The sequence below is a fragment of the Azohydromonas caseinilytica genome (assembly GCF_012927045.1).
In the GTDB taxonomy this organism is placed as follows: Bacteria; Pseudomonadota; Gammaproteobacteria; order Burkholderiales; family Burkholderiaceae_C; genus Azohydromonas; species Azohydromonas caseinilytica.
Map to the genome: position 1 here is coordinate 25,516 of NZ_JABBFW010000038.1, position 17,315 is coordinate 42,830.

Sequence of the window (17,315 nt, forward strand, 5' to 3'; positions counted from 1 at the left end):
GGTTTGAGTTGGTCAGCCTCAAGGGCCTCAAGCCAGGCCAATGCGCACCGGAATGCGGCGCCGTCCGAATCCGCGCTCGACGTGCCCGAAATGCCCGGCCACGCGCGTGCCGCAATGCGGGCACAAGCCGTCGGCTTGCAGCTCGCAACGGGTCACCAGGTGCCAGTCGCGCTGCACCAGCGCGGCCTGGCAGCCCGGGCAATACGTCGTACCGCCTTCGGCGTCATGCACGTTGCCGGTGTAGACGAAATGCAGCCCGTGGTCCTGCGCGATGCGGCGCGCGCGCGTGAGCGTGGCCGCCGGCGTGGGCGGCAGCTCGCGCAGCTTGTAGTCCGGATGGAAGGCCGTGAAGTGCAGCGGCACCTCCGGGCCCAGCTCGTCGGCGACCCAGCGCGCCAGCGCCCGCAGCTCGGCGTCGCCGTCATTGAGGCCGGGAATGAGCAGGGTCGTGATCTCCAGCCAGCAGCGCGTCTCGTGGTGCACGTACCGCAGCGTGTCCAGCACCGGCGCCAGGTGCGCGCCGGTCTGCCTGAAATAGAAGGCCTCGCTGAAGCTCTTCAGGTCCACGTTGGCGGCGTCCATGCGGGCGTAGAACTCGCGCCGTGGCGCCGCGTGCATGTAGCCCGCCGTCACCGCCACGCTGTGGATGCCCAGTGCCCGGCAAGCGTCGGCGGTGTCCATGGCGTACTCGGCAAAGATCACCGGGTCGTTGTACGTGAAGGCCACGCTGTGCGCTCCCTGCGCGCGTGCAGCCTGGGCGATGGCCTGCGGCGAGGCCTGGTCCATCAGGCGGTCCATCTCGCGGCTCTTGGAGATGTCCCAGTTCTGGCAGAAGCGGCAGGCCAGGTTGCAGCCGGCGGTGCCGAAGGACAGCACGCTGGAGCCGGGCAGGAAGTGGTTCAGTGGCTTCTTCTCGATCGGGTCGATGCAGAAGCCCGAGCTGCGCCCGTAGGTGGTGAGCACCATGGCCTCGTCCACGCGCCGGCGCACGAAGCACAGCCCGCGCTGCCCTTCGTGCAGCCTGCAGTCGCGCGGACACAGGTCGCACTGCAGGCGGCCATCGTCGAGCCGGTGCCACCAGCGCGCCGGGTGCCCGCTCATGCATCGGCCTCCTGGAAGGCGAGGGCGCCGTAGCCGACCACGCGCTCGCGGTCGCCGGCGGTGTCGCCGGAGTTGCGCAGGTCCAGCAGCCGGGCCGACAGCCCATGGCGCCGCGCCATCAGCAGCGCGCCGTTGATCGCGGCGGCGCCGCAGGCCTCGTGCGGCTGCAGGGTGGCGTCACGCGCCAGGAGGCGCTGCACCGTGGCCCGGTCCAGCGCCTGGGCGTCCTCGTAGCGCAGGTAGTGCGAGAGGTCGGAGCTGACCAGCACCAGGGTTTCCGGCCCGCCCCACAACCGCTCCAGCACCTGCGCCACCTCGTCGGCAACGGCGCGGCCCACCACCAGCGGCACCAGCGAGAAGTCGTCCAGCACCGCCTGCAGGAAGGGCAGTTGCACCTCGATGGCGTGCTCGTGCTCATGCGCATGGTCGTCGCGGCGGATCTGAGGCAGGTCCGCCAGTGCCTGGAGCGCCGCCTGATCCACTGGGACCTCGCCCAAGGGCGTGGCGAAGGCCTGCGCCGTCGGCGCCGCCAGCCCGCGCAACGGCACCCGGTGCGCCGGGCTCAGCACCACCACGCGGCGCACGCCGTGAGCTGGCAGTCCTTGCAGCAGCGCATAGGCCGCGGCGGCCACCGGCCCGCAGTAGCTGTAGCCGGCGTGCGGGACGATCAGCAGTTTTGGGGGGCGGGACGGCTGCGGCGCGCGCGCGCCGGCCAGCAGCGCATCGATGTCCTCGCGCAGCGCCGCGGGCGCAGCGGGATAGAACAGGCCGTCCACGACGGCAGGGCGCAGCGCTGGCATGGCGAACTCCTGGTGCCGACTGTGCCCAGCGCGGTCGGCGGGAGCAACGCGGAACACTGTCCGCGGCAGGGTTGTGGCGCTTCGCCCAGCGCCCCGGGCGCCTCGCTGCCGCGAGGCGCCGTCCCCGTCTTACAGCCAGCTCTGCGTGGCGGTGCGGCGCAGTTGCGCGGCCAGCTCAGGGCGGCTGGCCTGCAGCTCACGGGCCACCTGCAGCATCTCGCGGCGGGCGCGGGCCCGGCCCAGGCGCTCCAGCAGGTTCCAGGCAGCGCGCAGGGCACGCTTCACGCCGTCGGCGGCCACCGGTGCGGACACCGGCTTGGCTTGAACACGGACCGTGCCGATGTCAAAGCTCGAATACATCATGGAAACCTCCCAACTCGGTGAGGGAGAAACGCTCTCCCCATGCGGCAGTTTCATGCTGCTATGCAGCAATTATAAACGAACAGCTTAGGGTTTACCCTATTGACTGTGTTCGAGGATGTAACCGCTGCAGGAGATCGCGCAAATGCCTGAGTGGGATGGGCCAGCCGCAGCGTCTCAGCCCCTGCGCGCGGCGCGGCGCTCCTGCAGCAGCGAGGCGGCGAACATGAGCATGCCGCCCAGCGCCAGCGCGGTGCCGACCCAGCCGGTGGAAGTCCAGCCCAGTCCGGCCGCGATGGCGACGCCGCCCAGCCAGGCGCCCAGGGCGTTGGCGATGTTGAAGGCCGAGTGGTTGAGCGCCGCCGACAGCGTCTGCGCCTCGCCCGCCACGTCCATGAGCCGGATCTGCAGCGCCGGCGCGATGGCCACGATGGTCCCGATCAGGAACACGCTGATCGAGGCCGTGACGGGCTGCCCGGCCGTGAACGCGAAGCTGCCCAGCACCACGGCGTTCCACACCAGCAGGGCGGCGATGGTGCCGCGCAGCGACTTGTCCGCCAGCCGCGAGCCCACCAGGTTGCCCACCACCATGCCGATGCCGAACAGCGCCAGCATCAGCGGCATGGCGTCGATGGACAGGCCGGCGACCTCGATCAGCGTCGGCTTGATGTAGCTGAACACCGCGAACATGCCGCCGAAGCCGATGGCGCCGATGCCCAGCGTCAGCCAGACCTGGGGCTTGGCCAGCGCGCCCAGTTCGCGCAGCGGGCTGGCGCCCTGCGCGGCGGGCAGGTCCGGCACGCCGCGGCGCACCAGCACGCAGGCCAGGACCGCGATGGCGCCGACCAGCACGAAGGCCGCACGCCAGCCCACATGCTGGCCGAGCCAGGCGGCGATCGGCACGCCGACCAGCGTGGCGCTGGTCAGCCCGGACATCACCAGCCCCACCGCGCTGGCACGGCGCTCCGGCGGCGCCAGCGCGGCAGCCACCAGCGCGGCCACGCCGAAGTACGTGCCGTGCGGCAGGCCGGCGATGAAGCGCAGCAGGTTCAGCGACAGGTAGCCCGGCGCCAGGGCGCTGGCGAAGTTGCCGAGGGCGAACAGCGCCATCAGCGCCAGCAGCAGGGTCCGGCGCGGCCAGCCGGCGGCCAGCACCGCCAGCACCGGCGCGCCCAGGACCACGCCCAGCGCATAGGCGCTGATGACATGGCCGGCCTGCGGAATGCTGACACCCAGGTCCCGCGCCACCTCGGGCAGCAAACCCATGATCACGAACTCCCCCGTGCCGATGGCGAAGCCGCCGACGCCCAGCGCCACCACCGCCGGCCAGAACGCCCGCTGGCGCTGCGCGGCGGCGGCGGCCGGAACGGCTTGAGAGGAAGACGCAGCGGAAGACGAGGAAGCGGACAGCGACGGGGATGAATGCATGGGCAGGACGGGGTTGGGCGACAGCGACACGCGCCCTGCCAAAACCACCTTCGACTCCGACCATGAGCGCCGTCCGAGTTTGCTGCGGTGCAGCAAGTCGCAGACGGCCTAGGGTTTCTACTTATTCCCGTTCAGAGGCCGCCGGTCCCATCCAGCGGGACAGCCAATCCGCTGGACCACCGCCACGGCGTAGCCGCCGGCTCAAGCCTCGGCGGTGGCGCCGTGGCGGCCGCGTCGGTAGAGGCCGGGGCTGACGCCGGTCCACTTCTTGAAGGCGCGGTGGAAGGCGCTGGTTTCCTGGAAGCCCACGCGCGCGCCCACGTCGGCCACGGGCAACGCGGCCCTGCACAGCAGTTCGATGGCGATGTCGCGGCGCAGCTCGTCCTTGAGGCGTTGGTAGCTCAGCCCCTCGTCGCGCAGGCGGCGCTGCAGCGTGGTGCCGGACATGGCCAGGCTGCGGGCCAGCTCGTCCAGCTCCGGCCAGTCGTCGGGCCCCTGGCTGCGCAGCCGGCGCCGGATGGCGGCGCTGAGGCTGGCCTCGTTGCGGTACTTGACCAGCAGGTTGGCGGGCGCGCCGCGCAGGAAGGCGCGCAGGTTGTCCTCGCTCTCCACCACCTTGAGCTCCAGCAGCTGCGCGTCGAAGCGCACCTGCGTCAGCGGCGCGCCGAAGCTGGCCCGCTCGCAAAAGCGCGTGCGGTAGTCGGCGACCTCGGCTGGCTCGGGGCAGCGGAACGCGGCGTCGAGCAGCGGCAGGCGGCGGCGCACCAGCCAGCAGGCCAGGCCGTGCACCAGCATCAACCAGGTGGCATAGGCGAACATGCGCCGCGGCGGCCCGTGGTCGTGGACGATGAGCAGGGCGTGTTCGCCCTCGACGCGCAGCTCGCCGTGCAGGTCGTCCAGCACCGCGCGCAGGAAGCTCAGCATGCGCTGCAGGGCGTGGCCCAGCGTGTCGCAGCTCAGCACGGCGTGGCACATCAGGCGGTAGCTGCCGCGGCGCACGGGGTGGCGGTCCATGCCGAAGAACTCGTCGTCCATCGCATCGGCCAGCGCCGCCCACAGCCGCGCATAGGCCAGCGCCGGCACGCGCGCCCTGGGCGCGTCCAGCAGGCCGGCGTCGATGCCGGCTTGCTCCAGCACCGCGCGCACATCCAGGCCGCGTTCCATGGCTACCTGCAGTGCCTCGTGCACCAGGCCTATGGAGATCGTGCCTTTGTCTTGCGCCGCGGTCATGCCCTGGGCCGTTCCGAAAAAGGCAGGGATTCTAGGTGGCGCCCACGGCCATGGCCTCCAGTGCCCCGGCTCCGGCGGATGTCTGGCCGAATCCCGACAGTGCCGCCGCCTGCCTTGCCGTTTCTTGATACCCGCTCGTCTGCCGGGCCCCGATATTGATTCCACGTCCAGGTTGCAGGACTTGCCAGGCAGTCCGGGCCGGACGCTGAAAAGCGCTGCCTTCCAAAACCTCGTTCTTCGGTGAAGACGGCGCCATGCGCAAAAGGAAATATTCCATGACCTCCCTTTCCACCTTCGTGGGCGCGGCACTGGCCGGCGTCTTCATGCTGAATGCCGGCGCGCAGGCGCAGCAGGCAGAAAACCAGGATACTGCCGCCGCGTGGACCACGAGCGGCAGCGTCGCGCTGATATCTCAATACCTGTTTCGCGGCATCTCGCAAACCCAGGGCAAACCGACGGTCCAGGCCAGCGTGGATTTCTCCCATGCCAGCGGCTGGTATGCCGGCCTCTGGGGCTCCGGCGTTTCCCATGCCGCCTACAACAACGGCTCGGGCTCGGAGATCGACCTGTACGGCGGCTATCGCCAGGAGTTGGGTGGCGGCTATGTGGCCGACCTGGGCATTTTCAGCTACTGGTTTCCGGGCGCTTATTACGCGGTCGATGGCCGTCGCATCAAGTACGACACGCAGGAGCTGAAGCTGGGATTGTCAAAAGGCAGTGTCAGCGCCGCAGCCAGCTACGCGATCAGCAAGCGGTTTGCGGGCCTGGCTTTCGACCCCTTTACCGGCAGGGAAGCCTCCACGCGAGGCTCGACGTACCTGGAATTGAACTGGAATCCCGAGCTGGCGCCGGGCTGGGTATTGAATCTCCATGCCGGGCGGCAGGATGTGCATGAGCTGGGTGACTACAGTTTCACCGATCTACGCCTAGGCCTGACCCGCACGATCGGGCCTTGGCAATTGTCCTTGAGTGCCAGCCATCACAATGGTCACGCTGAAAAGGATGGTGTCCCGTTATGGACTTTTTTCGATGCTGACGGGCGTGGGCGCAACGTGGTGGGCACCCAATGGTTGGCCAGCGTCAGCCATTCGTTCTGAAATGCCGGGCCGGATGAAATGTCCGGCCCCTTCAATCAATTCAGTACAAGGTCAGTGGCCAGCCAGCGCACGGGTTTGAGCTGAGGAGATTTCTTGGTGGTTTCCGAGGGCAGCTCACCAAATAATTCCTTGTAGTAGCAGGAAAACATGCCCAGGTGCCAGAAACCCCATTCGCGTGCCGCGGCGGAAACCGAGGGCGCCCCTTGCAGCAGGGCCCGGCGCACCGCGTGCAGCCGCACGTTGCGGATGAAGGTCACGGAGTTGATGTCCAGCACCTGCATGAAGGCGTAATGCAGGCCGCGTCGGCTCATGTTCAGGTAAGCGCACAGGTCGGCCACGGTGGGCGGATTTTCGCGGTGGGCCAGGATGTGTTCCCGGGCCCGCTCCACGATGGCGCGATGCACCCGGTGCCCGTCGCGCGAGGGCTTTTCCGCCTCGGCTCCTTGGTTCAGCGCCTGCAGGCAGGCCTGGATGACGCCATCGGCCATGCTTTTGCGCGCGGCAGCGGCATCGAGGGTTTGCGGTGCATCGAGCGCGCACAGCAGAAACCGGTTGAGCGTGGCCCGGAAGCGCGCCGCGGCCGCGCCGTCGAGGCGGCGGGCCATGGGGCCCTGGAACAGGAAATCGGCTTCGACGCCGAGTTCCTGCTGGGCCTGGCGCTGGAATTCCAGGCGGTCGATCGTGGCCACCACGATGTCCGAATGAGCGGGCGTGCGCAGCCGGGCCGGCTCGCCCGGCGGCAATATGAACAGCGTGTCGGCTCCCAATTCCCTGTTTTGCCAGGTACCCCCGGCCTGAAATGCCATGCCCACCGTATAAGCCTCGGACAGCGGATGGCTTTTCTGGTCCACCGCCTGGTTCATGGTCTCGCGGAACAATTGGACCGGACCCAGGGACAAATCCACGGTCCGCCCTAAAAACAGGCCGCTGGTGAGCTGGGTGTATTCCTGTGACCAGCGGTCCAGGCTGCGGGCTTGGAGAAAAGGGTCCTCCGCCTCGGTGGAGCGGATCAGGCTGGTGCGCGTTGCACCGGGCCGGGGCCACGCAGTTGAAACAGAACTGTGCATGGTGTGACTGCTGATTGGGCTGCGCTACCGGTACGCAAGAGATACGCCATGGAGGAATAACTGCAGGCCGGCAAGGGCGCCTTGAGTGACGCGGCGGGGGTAGCGTCACGTCCCGTAGGGCGTGCGTTTTAGTGGTTTTGCCGCTGCCAAGCATAGACGCGGGCCGTCGGAATGCCATTGGGGATGGCCCGCAGCTTGCGCCGTTTCAGCTTGGCCGTTTCTTGATAGTCCGGCTCGGCGCTTGGCCGTTTTGCGATACCCCGCGCCCCGTCAAATTCCTAAAGTGCCTGCACTGGCCCGGTGCGTCGCACGCTCGAACGGTGCACCGCGGTGCCGGATATTGAAAGTCTCCATTCACCACGCAACAGGCCCGCCATGTACAGAGTTTCGAATCGCTTGTCCAAGGCTTATTCCGTCGCGCTGGCGGCGGCCGGCTTATTGGCTGCACTGGGCGCCGGGCCAGCCTGGTCGGCGGAATCGGTGCTGTCGGGCCAAGACCTCATCAATACCAAATGCGTGGCCTGCCACGCGGCGCAGGGTGAAAACCGCTGGTTCCGCATCAGCGACGGCCGCCGCACACCCGAAGGCTGGGACATGACGGTGGTGCGCATGGAGTATGCGCATGGCGTGAAATTGAGCACCGAGGAGCGGCAGGCGGTCGTCAAATACCTGGCCGACAATTTCGGCCTGGCGCCGCAGGAAACGCAGGACCGGCGCTACATCCTGGAGCGGCGCCCGAATTTCCTGGAGCGTGCGCCGGCCAGCCAGGTGGTGGCCGATACCTGCACCCGCTGCCATTCCGCGGCGCGCATCGAGCTGCAGCGCCGCACGCCGCAGGACTGGGGCCGGCTGGTGAATTTCCATGTCGGGCAATTTCCGTCCATCGAGTATTCGGCCGGCGGGCGCGACCGCAACTGGTTCGACATCGCCTCGAAGGAGGTGGTGGGCGTGCTGGCGAAGCTGAATACCTATGACACGCCCGCCTGGCGCGCGTGGCAGGCGGCGCCGGCGGCCGATCCCAGCGGGCGCTGGCGCGTGGCCGGCTACCGGCCGGGCTGGGGCGCCTACGAGGGCGAGGCCCAGATCCAGCCCGGCGGCGAGGACCGCTACGCCGTGGCCATGACGCTGCGCTACGCCGACGGGCGCGTGGAGAAGGCCGAGGGCCGCAGCCTCGTCTACACCAAGCACGAATGGCGCGCCTCGCTGCGCCAGGGCGAAACCGGGGAGGTGAAGCAGGTGCTGGGCATCGAGCCGGGCGGGCAGCGCATGGCCGGGCGCTGGTTTGCCGCGGACAACGACGTGCTGGGCGGCGACCTGGTGGCAGTGCGCGCCGAGGCGCAGAGCCCGGCCGTCATCCTGTCGGTACAGCCCGCGGCACTGCGTGCCGGCGAGACCCGGCAACTCACCATCCACGGCGCCAACCTAGACGGTGACCTGCAGCTCGGCCCGGACCTGCGCGTGCTGAAGGTCGTGGAGCGCCAGCGCGACAGGCTGGTCGTGGAAGTGGCGGCCCGAAGCGGCGCCAGGGATGGGCTGCGCAGCGTGCGCGTGGGCGAGGCGCTGCTTGCCGGGGGGCTGCCGGTGTACCGGCGCGTGGACTACGTGAAGGTGGAGCCCGAGCACCCCTTCGCGCGCCTCGGCGGCAACGGCGGCTCGCGCGCGAAGATGCCGGCGCAACTGGAAGCCATTGGCTATGCGTCCGGGCCCGACGGCAAGCGCGGCACCAAGGATGACATCCGCATCGGCGCGCTGCCGGCGCAGTGGTCGCTGGACAACCTCCATGCCGCGGCGGCGGAGATGGGCGACTTGGACTTCGCCGTGGGCCGCATCGAGGCCAACGGCCTGTTCTGGCCCGCCGATGCCGGCCCCAACCCGGCGCGCAGGTTCGGCACCAACAACGCCGGCGAGCTCAAGGCCACCGCCAGGGTCAGCGACGGCCGGCGCCAGCTCAGCGCCTCCGTGCCGCTGTACGTGACGGTCCAGCGCTGGAACGACCCGCCGATCCGCTGAAGCCCCGAGCCGAAAGCCATTCACCAGGAGACCCGCCATGGCCCCCCTGCATGTCGATGCCCACAGCTTCCACGACTTGAAGCTGCCCGACCGCCGCGTGCTGCTGCACATCCCCAGCACCGGCCTGTTCGATCTCGATCCCGTCACCGCCGAGGTGCTGGACTTCGTGCGCCCGCTCTCCACCGTGCATGCCGAGGAGCTGCGCCGGCGCTTCGACGGCCAAGCCTCGCCGGCCTCGGTCAGCGGCGCCATCGAGGACCTGCGCGCCCTGGGCGTGCTGCGCCCGGACCCGGCCGTGCCCGACACCGGCCCGGACGTGAAGGTAACGGAATTCCCGCTCAGCACGCTGGTGCTCAACGTCAACACCGGCTGCAACCTCAGCTGCACCTATTGCTACAAGGAAGACCTCACCACGCCCAGCAAGGGCCAGAAGCTGGCGCTGGACACCGCGCAGCAGGCCATCGAGCTGCTGCTGCGCGAAGGGGCCCGGCGCGAGCGCGTGAGCATCGTCTTCTTCGGCGGCGAGCCGCTGAGCAACATGCCGCTGATCCGCGCCGCCACCGAGTACGCCGAGAGGCGCTGCGCGGAGGAGGGCAAGGCGCTGGATCTGTCGCTGACCACCAACGCCACGCTGCTCACCGAGGCGCTGATCGACTGGCTGGATGCGCACCGCTTCGGCATCTCCATCAGCATGGACGGCCCGCAGGCGGTGCACGACCGCCGGCGCAAGACCATCGGCGGCGCAGGCACGTATGAGGTGGTGGCGGCCAAGACGCGGCTGCTGCTGTCGCGCTACCGCAGCAAGCCGGTGGGCGCACGCGTCACGCTCAGCGCCGGCTACACCGACGTGGAGGCCATCCACCGCCACCTCAAGGATGAGCTGGGCTTTGCCGAGGTGGGCTTTGCGCCGGTGACCAGCAACCCGGTGGACACCTTCAACCTCGACGGCGAGGCGCTGCGCGCGCTGTTCGAGTCCATGAAGCGCCTGGGCCGCGCCTACCGCGACGCCGCGCTGCGCAACGAGAACATCGGCTTCTCGAACATGCACCAGCTCATGAGCGACCTCTACGAGGGCCGGCGCAAGGCGCTGCCCTGCGGCGCGGGGCTGGGCCTGCTGGCGGTGGACCACCAGGGCGATCTCAATCTGTGCCACCGCTTCACCGGCTCCGAGCTGCCCACCTTCGGCAACGTGCGCGAGGGCATTGCCAAGGAAGCCCTCGGCCGCTTCCTGGAGGACGCGCTGGACCGCTCCGGCCGCGGCTGCTCCACCTGTCGCATCCGCAACCTCTGTGCCGGCGGCTGCTACCACGAGTCCTACGCGCACTTCAGCGATCCGCACTCGCCCGTCTACCACTACTGCGAGCTGCTGCGCGAGTGGGTGGACTTCGGCATCGAGATCTACCTGGATCTCATGGACAAGAACCCCGCTTTTCTGCACCGCCACGTCAGCCACAGGAGCACCGAGCTGTGAACCGCCTCAAGCCCCTCAACAAGAAAGCCCACCAGATCGACCAGGCCCCGGACGAGGAGGGCGTGGAGAAGGTGGTGGCGCTGTCCACCACCGTCGTGGGCTGCACCACCACCTTCGACCCCGGCTGGGAGCTGGACGCCTTCGGCGGCGTGGCCGGCCTGTGCCAGCCCATGGAGGCCGACCTCTACGGCTGCTCCGACCCCTGCTGGTGGCCGGCCCAAGTGCCCGACAGCATGAACAGCCACCGCGGCTGGAGCGAGGGCGTGGACAGCGCCGCGCAGGACTGGGCGAAGCTGCCTTCGGTGTTTCCCAAGTGAGCCCGCGGCTTTTCCAGCTTTCGGTTGTCGAGGAAACCCCATGAGAAACACGCAACCCACTTGGCATCAGGCCGCCCTCCAGGCCGGCGTGGCCGCGCTGCTGGCGGCGCTGGCCGGCGCCGCCGCCGCCAAGGACTACATCGTCACCGCCTGCCGTCCCGGCACGCTGGTGGTGATCGACGCGCAGGAGCGCAGGCTCGTCCATGCCCATCCGCTGCCCAACAGCTCCAGGAGCCACGGGCCCGGCGCCATCGCCATCTCGCCCGACGGCCGGGTGGCCTACGTGCTGCACAACCACTGGGAGACCGTCTCCGGCATCGAGATCGACAGTGGCAAGGAGGTGTTCCGCGCCGAGCTGACGCAGGGCGCCGTGCGGGGCAAATCCTTCAACGGCATCGACATCAGCCCCGATGGCAAGGAGCTGGCCGTCTACACCGTGCGCAACGAGATCCTGCCCGGCGAGCTGCGCCCGCTGGAGCCGCACATCGCCGTCTACGACACGGCTTCCGGCCTGGGCGCCGAGCCCGTGCGCAAGCTGCCGGCGCCGCGGCGCGTGTCCAACCTGCTGTGGGCGCCGGGCGGCAAGACGCTCTACGCCTTCGGCTGGGAGATGCTCAAGCTCGATCCGCAGACCGGCGCGGTCCAGGGCTCGCACCCCTTCCGCTCCTGGCAGCGACCCCACTTCGGCCAGGCCGACACGCTGAACTTCTGGCTGCAGCGCGAGCAGAGCAACGTCTTCGTCACGCCGTATTTCGTGCCGCGCACCGACCGCAAGCCCGACAGCCCCGACGCGGTGAAGGCCGGGCTCTGGACCCTGGACCTGGCCACCGACCAGGTGCGCTTCAAGGAGTTCGAGAACGCCTCGGTGGTGCTGTTCTCCTCGGTCGTGAACCCGGTCAGGCGCGACGAGGTGTTCACCGTGTTCAACCAGCTCACACGCACCGACCTGCGCACGGGCAAGTCGGAGCGCGTGGACCTGGACCATTCCTTCTACAGCGTCAACATGTCCACCGACGGGAGCGAGGTCTACCTCGGCGGCGCCGGCGGCGTGGTCGCCTTTTACGACAGCCGCAGCATGAAGAAGCTGGGCGCGGTGAACATGCCGGGCAACGCTGACCAGTCCATCGCCTCGCTGCGCGTGGTCAAGCGCTGAGGACGCCATGGCTGCCCGGGGGCTGTATCGCGCCGCGGCCTGGCCCGCGGTCCAAACTGAGGCCGGCAACGGCCCGGACGCGCGCGGTCTGCGCGTGCTGCGCGGCTGGATGCAACCGCTGCTGTGGCGCGAGCGCTGGAAGCTGCTGGCCGTGCTGGCGCTGTCGCTGCTGGCGGTGGCCGCCGGCCTGGCGCAGCCGCTGCTGACCAAGGCGCTGATCGACGAGGGCGTGCTGGCGCGCGACGCCGGCGCCATCGTGCGCAGCGGCGCGGCCATGGTGGCGCTGGCGCTGGCGGCGCTGGGCATCGGCCTGGCCTGCCGCCGCCTGCACGTGCTGGCCTCGATGCGCATCCTGCATGGCCTCAAGGAAGCGTTGTTCGCGCACCTGCTCGCGCTCTCGCCCGCGTTCCATGCCCAGGCGCGCCAGGGCGACCTGATGGCGCGGCTGGAGGGCGACCTGGGGGAGGTGCAGCGCTTCGCCATCGACTCGATGCTCACCGCGCTCAACGCCGTGCTGACGCTCGTCGGCACGGTGCTGGTGCTGGGCCTGCTCAATGGCGAGCTGATGCTGATGCTGGCCGTGCTGGTGGCGTTGAACGCGCTGTTGAGCGCGCTGATCCGCCCGCGGCTGGAGGCGCTGTCGCGCCGCGCGCGGCAGGCGGGGGTGGAGGTGTCGTCCTTCCTGGTCGAGCGCCTGGGCGCGGTCAAGCACATCCAGGCCCATGTGGCCGAGGCGCGCGAGGGCGAGCAGCTGGCCGCCCTGCACGCGGCGCTGCGGCGCGAGTCGCTGCGGCTGCAACTGCTCGGACAGCTCGGCGGCGGGCTGCCGACGCTGCTGGTGTCGCTGGGCGTGATCGGCATCTTCGTGGCCGGGAGCCTCGCCATGCTGCGCGGCGAGGCCGTGACGCTGGGCCTGCTGGTGGCCTTCGCCAGCTGCGTGCAGCGCGCCAGCGCGCCGGTGCAGACGCTCACCGGGCTGGTGCTGGCCTGGCAGCGCGCCAAGGTGGCGATGGAGCGCATCACGGACCTGACGGCCCGCCAGCCGGACGTGGCACCGCGGCCGGGCGGCGCGGGCCTGGACGGCCTGCGCGGCGAGATCGAGCTGCGCGACCTGCGCTTCACCTGGCCCGGCAGCGCCCGCCCCGCGCTGGAGGCCTTGAGCTGCCGCATCCCCGCCGGCAGCCGGGTGCTGCTGCGCGGCCCCTCGGGCTGCGGCAAGTCCACGCTGGTGGACCTGCTGCACCGGCATTTCGACCCTGACCAGGGCCGGGTGCTGCTGGACGGGACCGACCTGCGCACGCTGGATCGGGACGCGCTACGCCGCCGCGTGGCGGTGGTGGCGCAGGAGGCGGCGCTGTTCGGCGGCACGCTGGAGGCGAACCTGCGCTACGGTCGGCCCGAGGCGACCCGCGAGGCGGTGGAGCGCGCCGCTGAGGCGGCCGGCGTCACGGAGTTCCTGCCGCAGCTGCCACAGGGCCTGGACAGCGTCGTGGGCCCGCGCGGCGCCACGCTCTCGGGCGGGCAGCGCCAGCGCGTGGCGCTGGCCCGGGCGCTGCTGATGAACCCGGCGGTGCTGGTGATCGACGAGGGCACCTCGGCGCTGGACGAGGCCCTGGAGCTGCGCACGCTGCGGCGCATCGGCGCGCTGCTGCCCGGTTGCACGCGCATCGTCGTCTCGCACCGCTCGACGCACGAGGGCGAGTTCGACCAAGTGATCGAGTTGCCGGGGCCGGCGGTGGAGCAGCGCTCATGAAGACGGTGCGCATCGGCTTGATTGACGGCGGCGTGGCGCCGGCCTTGTCAGCCTCGGTGGAGGCGGTGAGGAGCTTCGGTGGCCCGAGCCCGGACGCCTTCGGCGCTGCCGCGCTCGCCCACGGCACGAATGTGGCCCGGCTGGTGCTGGAAGGCCTGCCCACGGCGCGGCTGCTCGGCGCCCGGGTGTTTCACCAGCGCCTGGACGCCGGGGTGGACGACGTGGTGGCGGCGCTGGACTGGCTCGTCGGCCAGGGCGTGGACCTGGTCAACATGAGTCTTGGCCTTCGCACCCGCAGCGCGACGCTGGAGCGGGCCTGTGCCGCGGCGCATGCGGCCGGCGTGCTGCTTGTGGCGGCGGCGCCGGCGCGCGGTGGACCGGTGTGGCCGGCGGCGTATGCGGACTGCATCGCGGTGTCGGGCGATGCGCGCTGCGGGCCGGGTGAACTGTCCTGGCTGGGGCAGCCGGAGGTGGATGTCGGCGCCTGCCCCTTCCTGGTTCCTGGCGCGCCGGCCCGGGGCGGCGGCGCCAGCTACGCCGCGGCGCGCTTCAGCGGCCGGGCCTCAGCGCTGCTGGCGCAGGGCCTGCCGGCATTGGCCATGCGCCAGCACTGTTTTCAAGAAGCCAGCCGGGTGGGACCGGAGCGACGCCATGCCTGAAGTGAGGAGCGCCGCGGAGGCGGACATCGTGATCCTGGGCGCCGGCCCGGCCGCGCTGATGCTGGCCCTGGCGCTGCGGCGCCTGGGACTGCAGCCGCTGGTGATCGGCCGGCCGCGGCTGCAGCCGGCGGTGGAGGGCCTGTCGCACCGGGCGGCCCAAGGGCTGCGGCAGTTGGGCTGCGACACCGCGCTGGCGCTGGCCGGCGCGCCCTGGCGGCGGCTGTCGAGCTGGGCCGGCGCGCAGGTGGAGATGAACGGCGAGTTCATCGTCGAGCGCCAAGCCTTCGACGCCGCGCTGGCCCGGGACGCGCGGCAGGCCGGCGTGGCGCTGCAAGACGGGCGAGTGCGGCAGGCCGAGCACCGCGGGCCGGGCGACTGGCGCATCCATTGGGAAAATGCCCCAGGCGTACCGCGCATGACGACGGCGCGCTTCGTGGTGGAGAGCCGGGGGCGCAGCGCGCCCAAGTGGGCGCCGGACCGCTACGCCGGCGCGCCGGCGCTGGCATTGACGCGCGCCTTCCGCACCCAGCGGCGCGGCCGGCGCAGCACCTTCACCGAATCCTTTGCCGACGGCTGGGCCTGGGGCACGCTGGACGCCGACGGCGCCGCCACGGTGCAGCTCGTCATGCAGCCGCAGCGCCTGAAGGCGCAGGGCGGCGATGCGGACGCGGCGCATGCCGCGGCCCTGGCGCGGCTGTCCGCCACGCACGCGCTGCTGGGCCCGCTGCAGCCGGCGGGTGACATCGGCGTGCGCGGCATCCAGACCGTCTGGCGCGGCGCGTGCGGCCTCGAGGACGGGCTGCGCGTGGGCGATGCAGCCTACACCTGCGACCCGCTGTCGGGCCACGGCCTGTTCGAGGCCCTGTCCGGCGCCCTGGCCACCGCGCCGACGATCCGCACGCTGCTGCAGCGCCCGGCGCTGGCGACGCTGGCCCGTGGCTATCACGAGGACCGTATCCGGCAGATCTTCCTGGAGCGGCTGCGCACGGCGGCCGGGCATTACGCGGCCGAGACGCGCTGGGCCGGTGAACCGTTCTGGCGCGGTGTGCACGCGCTCGGCCACATACCGTTGCTGAGCCCGGCGCCGCAGCCGCCAGCCGGTGCGGCTTTCGTGAGCCAGCCGGTGGTGGAGGACGGCTTCATCGTCGAGCGGCGCGTGGTGCGCACGCCGGAGCACCCGCGCGGGGTGCGCTTCCTCGGCGGGATCGAGCTGCCGCGCCTGCACGAGGCGCTGCAGGCCGGCCCGGCCGAGCCCGACCTGCCGCAGCTCGCCCGGCAGCTCGGCGGCGCGCCGGACGCGGTGCGGCAGGCGCTGCACTGGCTGCGCGCGCACCGGCTCGACCGCACAGCCGCCGCTTGAGGCGGGCGGATGACGCGACGGGCGCCACGGCCCGCACGCGCCGCGCCTTCGCCACCGCCGTGAGCCTATTGCTTCTTGGAGGCAATAGGCCGCTTGCATTTTCAATGGTTATTTAATTGGAGCGGCAAGCGGCCAGTAGTTTCGATTATCGACCAATGCCGGAATTTCGTTTTCCTTGGTTTGGTCCAGGATTGCGGAAGCGACGGGAAAATCATTCTCCACTTATCGCGTTGGCCTTGATAATTTTGGTGATGTTGAACCAAAGTGTGAGTTAAGTAATAAAAAAACTCCGTTTACCTCTCTGAAGTGTTGGTCGGTAAAGCCTTGCGGGTTCGGGCCGGCAGCATTCCGACACCATCTCATGCGCCAAGATTCTGAAAGTTTAGGTCAAAATCCGTGATTGGTTTCACGACCTGTGGCGTGAAAAAGGGTGGACGTGCGGCGGCGGCTTAACGGCTTGCCGTCATTGCATTGCGGCTGCGTGCCGCAGGCGTTGTGCATCCTGTAACACCTCCCTTTCATTTTGGCCGGGCTCGGTCGAAATGCGGGCATATCCCCATGAGTTTCTGGAGCTTGAAAGCGTCGGGCGGGAGTATGGCGCGGGCATTTCGTGCCTGAGGCTGTACCCATCCTGGCTTTTCGGCGGACGAAATAAATAATCGTTCCCGGCTTGTCCTTCCCGGATCGGCCTGGGCAGTCTTTGGTCTGAATTTACTGACACCATGCAATCCAAGATCCGGCACAAGAACATCGCACTGCTTTCCGCGCTCGCGATGGCCACCCTTCTGAGCGCCTGTGGTGGCGGCGATTCCGAGGCTCAGGCGCAGGCCGCGATGTCGGATACGGAAAATGCCGTGGAGATTGCCGCCGAGGTAACGCCCACCTCCGCCGGTACCTGGACGAAATTGGCGGACGAGGGCGGTTATTTCGCGCTGGGCCGCAGCCGCTACGTGCGCTTCGGCACGGGCACGCAATGGGTGGGCAAATACATTCTCGGTACCGTGACCTGCAGCGTCGCGACCTTCGGTGCCGATCCCGCCCCCGGCATCCGCAAGCAGTGTGATCACTACACCGAGTCCGTTTCGGCCCCCGCGCCGACCACCGGCTCGGCGCTGCTGAGCTGGAGCGCGCCCTCGGGCAGTGTCGCCGGCTACCGCGTGTATTACGGCACCTCGCCGCAGGCCTATAACCAGCCCAAGGGCTCCGGGCTGTACGTCACCAACACCACCTATTCCATCCCGTCCTTGCCCGGCGGCAAGACCTACTATTTCGCGGTGACCTCGGTCGATGCCTCCGGCAAGGAAAGCGCTTATTCGGCCGAAGCCACCAAGAAGATTCCCTGAATTCCAGGGCGGGAGGCTGTTTCCAGGGCTGCGCCGGATCTAGGAGCGTGGGCGGCAGAGTTTTCGGAGGCTACCCAGCGCGCCGAGGTTCAAGTCCTGCCGCGGTATCGCAATGAACGCGGTCTTGGCTGCGTCTGACGGCGATCGGTGAAGGACTGCGCTGGTG

16 protein-coding genes are annotated in these 17,315 nt (G+C 69.7%); 9 read left to right on the forward strand and 7 right to left on the reverse strand.

Annotation, left to right across the window (positions count from 1 at the left end; translation table 11 throughout):
- Positions 1-27 precede the first annotated feature (27 nt).
- The 6 genes from amrS to HHL10_RS27510 form a co-directional block, all read right to left on the reverse strand.
- Positions 28-1,101: an AmmeMemoRadiSam system radical SAM enzyme gene (gene amrS / locus HHL10_RS27485; RefSeq protein ID WP_169163609.1), complete on the reverse strand. Its 1,074-nt coding sequence runs from the start codon at positions 1,099-1,101 to the stop codon at positions 28-30.
- A complete protein-coding gene (gene amrB / locus HHL10_RS27490) occupies positions 1,098-1,901 on the reverse strand; it encodes an AmmeMemoRadiSam system protein B (protein ID WP_169163610.1) in 804 nt (267 codons plus the stop codon). The genes amrS and amrB overlap by 4 nt, the downstream gene beginning before the upstream one ends.
- 129 nt (positions 1,902-2,030) lie before the next feature.
- Complete coding sequence (locus tag HHL10_RS27495; protein WP_169163611.1) at positions 2,031-2,264, reverse strand: hypothetical protein; 234 nt, start codon at positions 2,262-2,264, stop codon at positions 2,031-2,033.
- A 174-nt stretch (positions 2,265-2,438) separates the two neighbouring features.
- Positions 2,439-3,689, reverse strand: a complete 1,251-nt coding sequence (locus HHL10_RS27500; RefSeq protein WP_169163627.1) for an MFS transporter — start codon at positions 3,687-3,689, stop codon at positions 2,439-2,441.
- 201 nt (positions 3,690-3,890) lie between these two features.
- Positions 3,891-4,919 carry an AraC family transcriptional regulator gene (locus HHL10_RS27505; RefSeq protein WP_169163612.1) on the reverse strand — a complete coding sequence of 343 codons (1,029 nt, stop codon included), beginning with the start codon at positions 4,917-4,919 and terminating at the stop codon, positions 3,891-3,893.
- Between the two features lie 31 nt (positions 4,920-4,950).
- Complete coding sequence (locus tag HHL10_RS27510; RefSeq protein WP_169163613.1) at positions 4,951-5,196, reverse strand: hypothetical protein; 246 nt, start codon at positions 5,194-5,196, stop codon at positions 4,951-4,953.
- Here HHL10_RS27510 and HHL10_RS27515 point away from each other — a divergent pair.
- Positions 5,195-6,016 (forward strand): TorF family putative porin, encoded by an 822-nt coding sequence (locus HHL10_RS27515; RefSeq protein WP_235971836.1) that lies wholly within the window; start codon positions 5,195-5,197, stop codon positions 6,014-6,016. The genes HHL10_RS27510 and HHL10_RS27515 overlap by 2 nt on opposite strands.
- A gap of 35 nt (positions 6,017-6,051) precedes the next feature.
- Here HHL10_RS27515 and HHL10_RS27520 read toward each other — a convergent pair whose 3' ends face one another.
- Positions 6,052-7,083 carry a helix-turn-helix domain-containing protein gene (locus HHL10_RS27520; protein ID WP_169163615.1) on the reverse strand — a complete coding sequence of 344 codons (1,032 nt, stop codon included), beginning with the start codon at positions 7,081-7,083 and terminating at the stop codon, positions 6,052-6,054.
- Positions 7,084-7,458: 375 nt separating this feature from the next.
- Between HHL10_RS27520 and peaA the strand changes: the two genes are divergently transcribed.
- From peaA to HHL10_RS27560, 8 genes are all read left to right on the forward strand, one after another.
- Positions 7,459-9,093, forward strand: a complete 1,635-nt coding sequence (gene peaA / locus HHL10_RS27525) for a quinohemoprotein amine dehydrogenase subunit alpha (RefSeq protein ID WP_169163616.1) — start codon at positions 7,459-7,461, stop codon at positions 9,091-9,093.
- A gap of 37 nt (positions 9,094-9,130) precedes the next feature.
- Positions 9,131-10,564: a quinohemoprotein amine dehydrogenase maturation protein gene (gene peaB / locus HHL10_RS27530; RefSeq protein WP_169163617.1), complete on the forward strand. Its 1,434-nt coding sequence runs from the start codon at positions 9,131-9,133 to the stop codon at positions 10,562-10,564.
- Complete coding sequence (qhpC, locus tag HHL10_RS27535) at positions 10,561-10,881, forward strand: quinohemoprotein amine dehydrogenase subunit gamma (protein WP_169163618.1); 321 nt, start codon at positions 10,561-10,563, stop codon at positions 10,879-10,881. The genes peaB and qhpC overlap by 4 nt, the downstream gene beginning before the upstream one ends.
- A gap of 40 nt (positions 10,882-10,921) precedes the next feature.
- Positions 10,922-12,034: a quinohemoprotein amine dehydrogenase subunit beta gene (gene peaD / locus HHL10_RS27540; protein ID WP_169163619.1), complete on the forward strand. Its 1,113-nt coding sequence runs from the start codon at positions 10,922-10,924 to the stop codon at positions 12,032-12,034.
- 7 nt (positions 12,035-12,041) lie between these two features.
- Complete coding sequence (locus HHL10_RS27545; RefSeq protein ID WP_169163620.1) at positions 12,042-13,787, forward strand: ABC transporter ATP-binding protein; 1,746 nt, start codon at positions 12,042-12,044, stop codon at positions 13,785-13,787.
- On the forward strand, positions 13,784-14,446 hold the full coding sequence (gene qhpE, locus HHL10_RS27550; protein ID WP_169163621.1) for a subtilisin-like serine protease QhpE: 663 nt from the start codon (positions 13,784-13,786) through the stop codon (positions 14,444-14,446). The genes HHL10_RS27545 and qhpE overlap by 4 nt, the downstream gene beginning before the upstream one ends.
- Positions 14,439-15,806, forward strand: coding sequence for a flavin-dependent monooxygenase QhpG (gene qhpG / locus HHL10_RS27555; RefSeq protein ID WP_169163622.1), 1,368 nt, complete (start codon positions 14,439-14,441; stop codon positions 15,804-15,806). Before qhpE ends, qhpG begins: the two co-directional genes overlap by 8 nt.
- Positions 15,807-16,528: 722 nt before the next feature.
- Positions 16,529-17,149, forward strand: coding sequence for a fibronectin type III domain-containing protein (locus HHL10_RS27560; RefSeq protein WP_169163623.1), 621 nt, complete (start codon positions 16,529-16,531; stop codon positions 17,147-17,149).
- The last annotated feature ends 166 nt before the right edge of the window (positions 17,150-17,315 follow it).

Bases quoted from the DNA above. Each gene is read 5' to 3' on its own strand.
- amrS (WP_169163609.1), bottom strand. From the start codon at position 1,101: ATGAGCGGGCACCCGGCGCGCTGGTGGCACCGGCTCGACGATGGCCGC.
- amrB (WP_169163610.1), bottom strand. From the start codon at position 1,901: ATGCCAGCGCTGCGCCCTGCCGTCGTGGACGGCCTGTTCTATCCCGCT.
- HHL10_RS27495 (WP_169163611.1), bottom strand. From the start codon at position 2,264: ATGATGTATTCGAGCTTTGACATCGGCACGGTCCGTGTTCAAGCCAAG.
- HHL10_RS27500 (WP_169163627.1), bottom strand. From the start codon at position 3,689: ATGCATTCATCCCCGTCGCTGTCCGCTTCCTCGTCTTCCGCTGCGTCT.
- HHL10_RS27505 (WP_169163612.1), bottom strand. From the start codon at position 4,919: ATGACCGCGGCGCAAGACAAAGGCACGATCTCCATAGGCCTGGTGCAC.
- HHL10_RS27515 (WP_235971836.1), top strand. From the start codon at position 5,195: ATGACCTCCCTTTCCACCTTCGTGGGCGCGGCACTGGCCGGCGTCTTC.
- HHL10_RS27510 (WP_169163613.1), bottom strand. From the start codon at position 5,196: ATGGAATATTTCCTTTTGCGCATGGCGCCGTCTTCACCGAAGAACGAG.
- HHL10_RS27520 (WP_169163615.1), bottom strand. From the start codon at position 7,083: ATGCACAGTTCTGTTTCAACTGCGTGGCCCCGGCCCGGTGCAACGCGC.
- peaA (WP_169163616.1), top strand. From the start codon at position 7,459: ATGTACAGAGTTTCGAATCGCTTGTCCAAGGCTTATTCCGTCGCGCTG.
- peaB (WP_169163617.1), top strand. From the start codon at position 9,131: ATGGCCCCCCTGCATGTCGATGCCCACAGCTTCCACGACTTGAAGCTG.
- peaD (WP_169163619.1), top strand. From the start codon at position 10,922: ATGAGAAACACGCAACCCACTTGGCATCAGGCCGCCCTCCAGGCCGGC.
- HHL10_RS27545 (WP_169163620.1), top strand. From the start codon at position 12,042: ATGGCTGCCCGGGGGCTGTATCGCGCCGCGGCCTGGCCCGCGGTCCAA.
- qhpE (WP_169163621.1), top strand. From the start codon at position 13,784: ATGAAGACGGTGCGCATCGGCTTGATTGACGGCGGCGTGGCGCCGGCC.
- qhpG (WP_169163622.1), top strand. From the start codon at position 14,439: ATGCCTGAAGTGAGGAGCGCCGCGGAGGCGGACATCGTGATCCTGGGC.
- HHL10_RS27560 (WP_169163623.1), top strand. From the start codon at position 16,529: ATGCAATCCAAGATCCGGCACAAGAACATCGCACTGCTTTCCGCGCTC.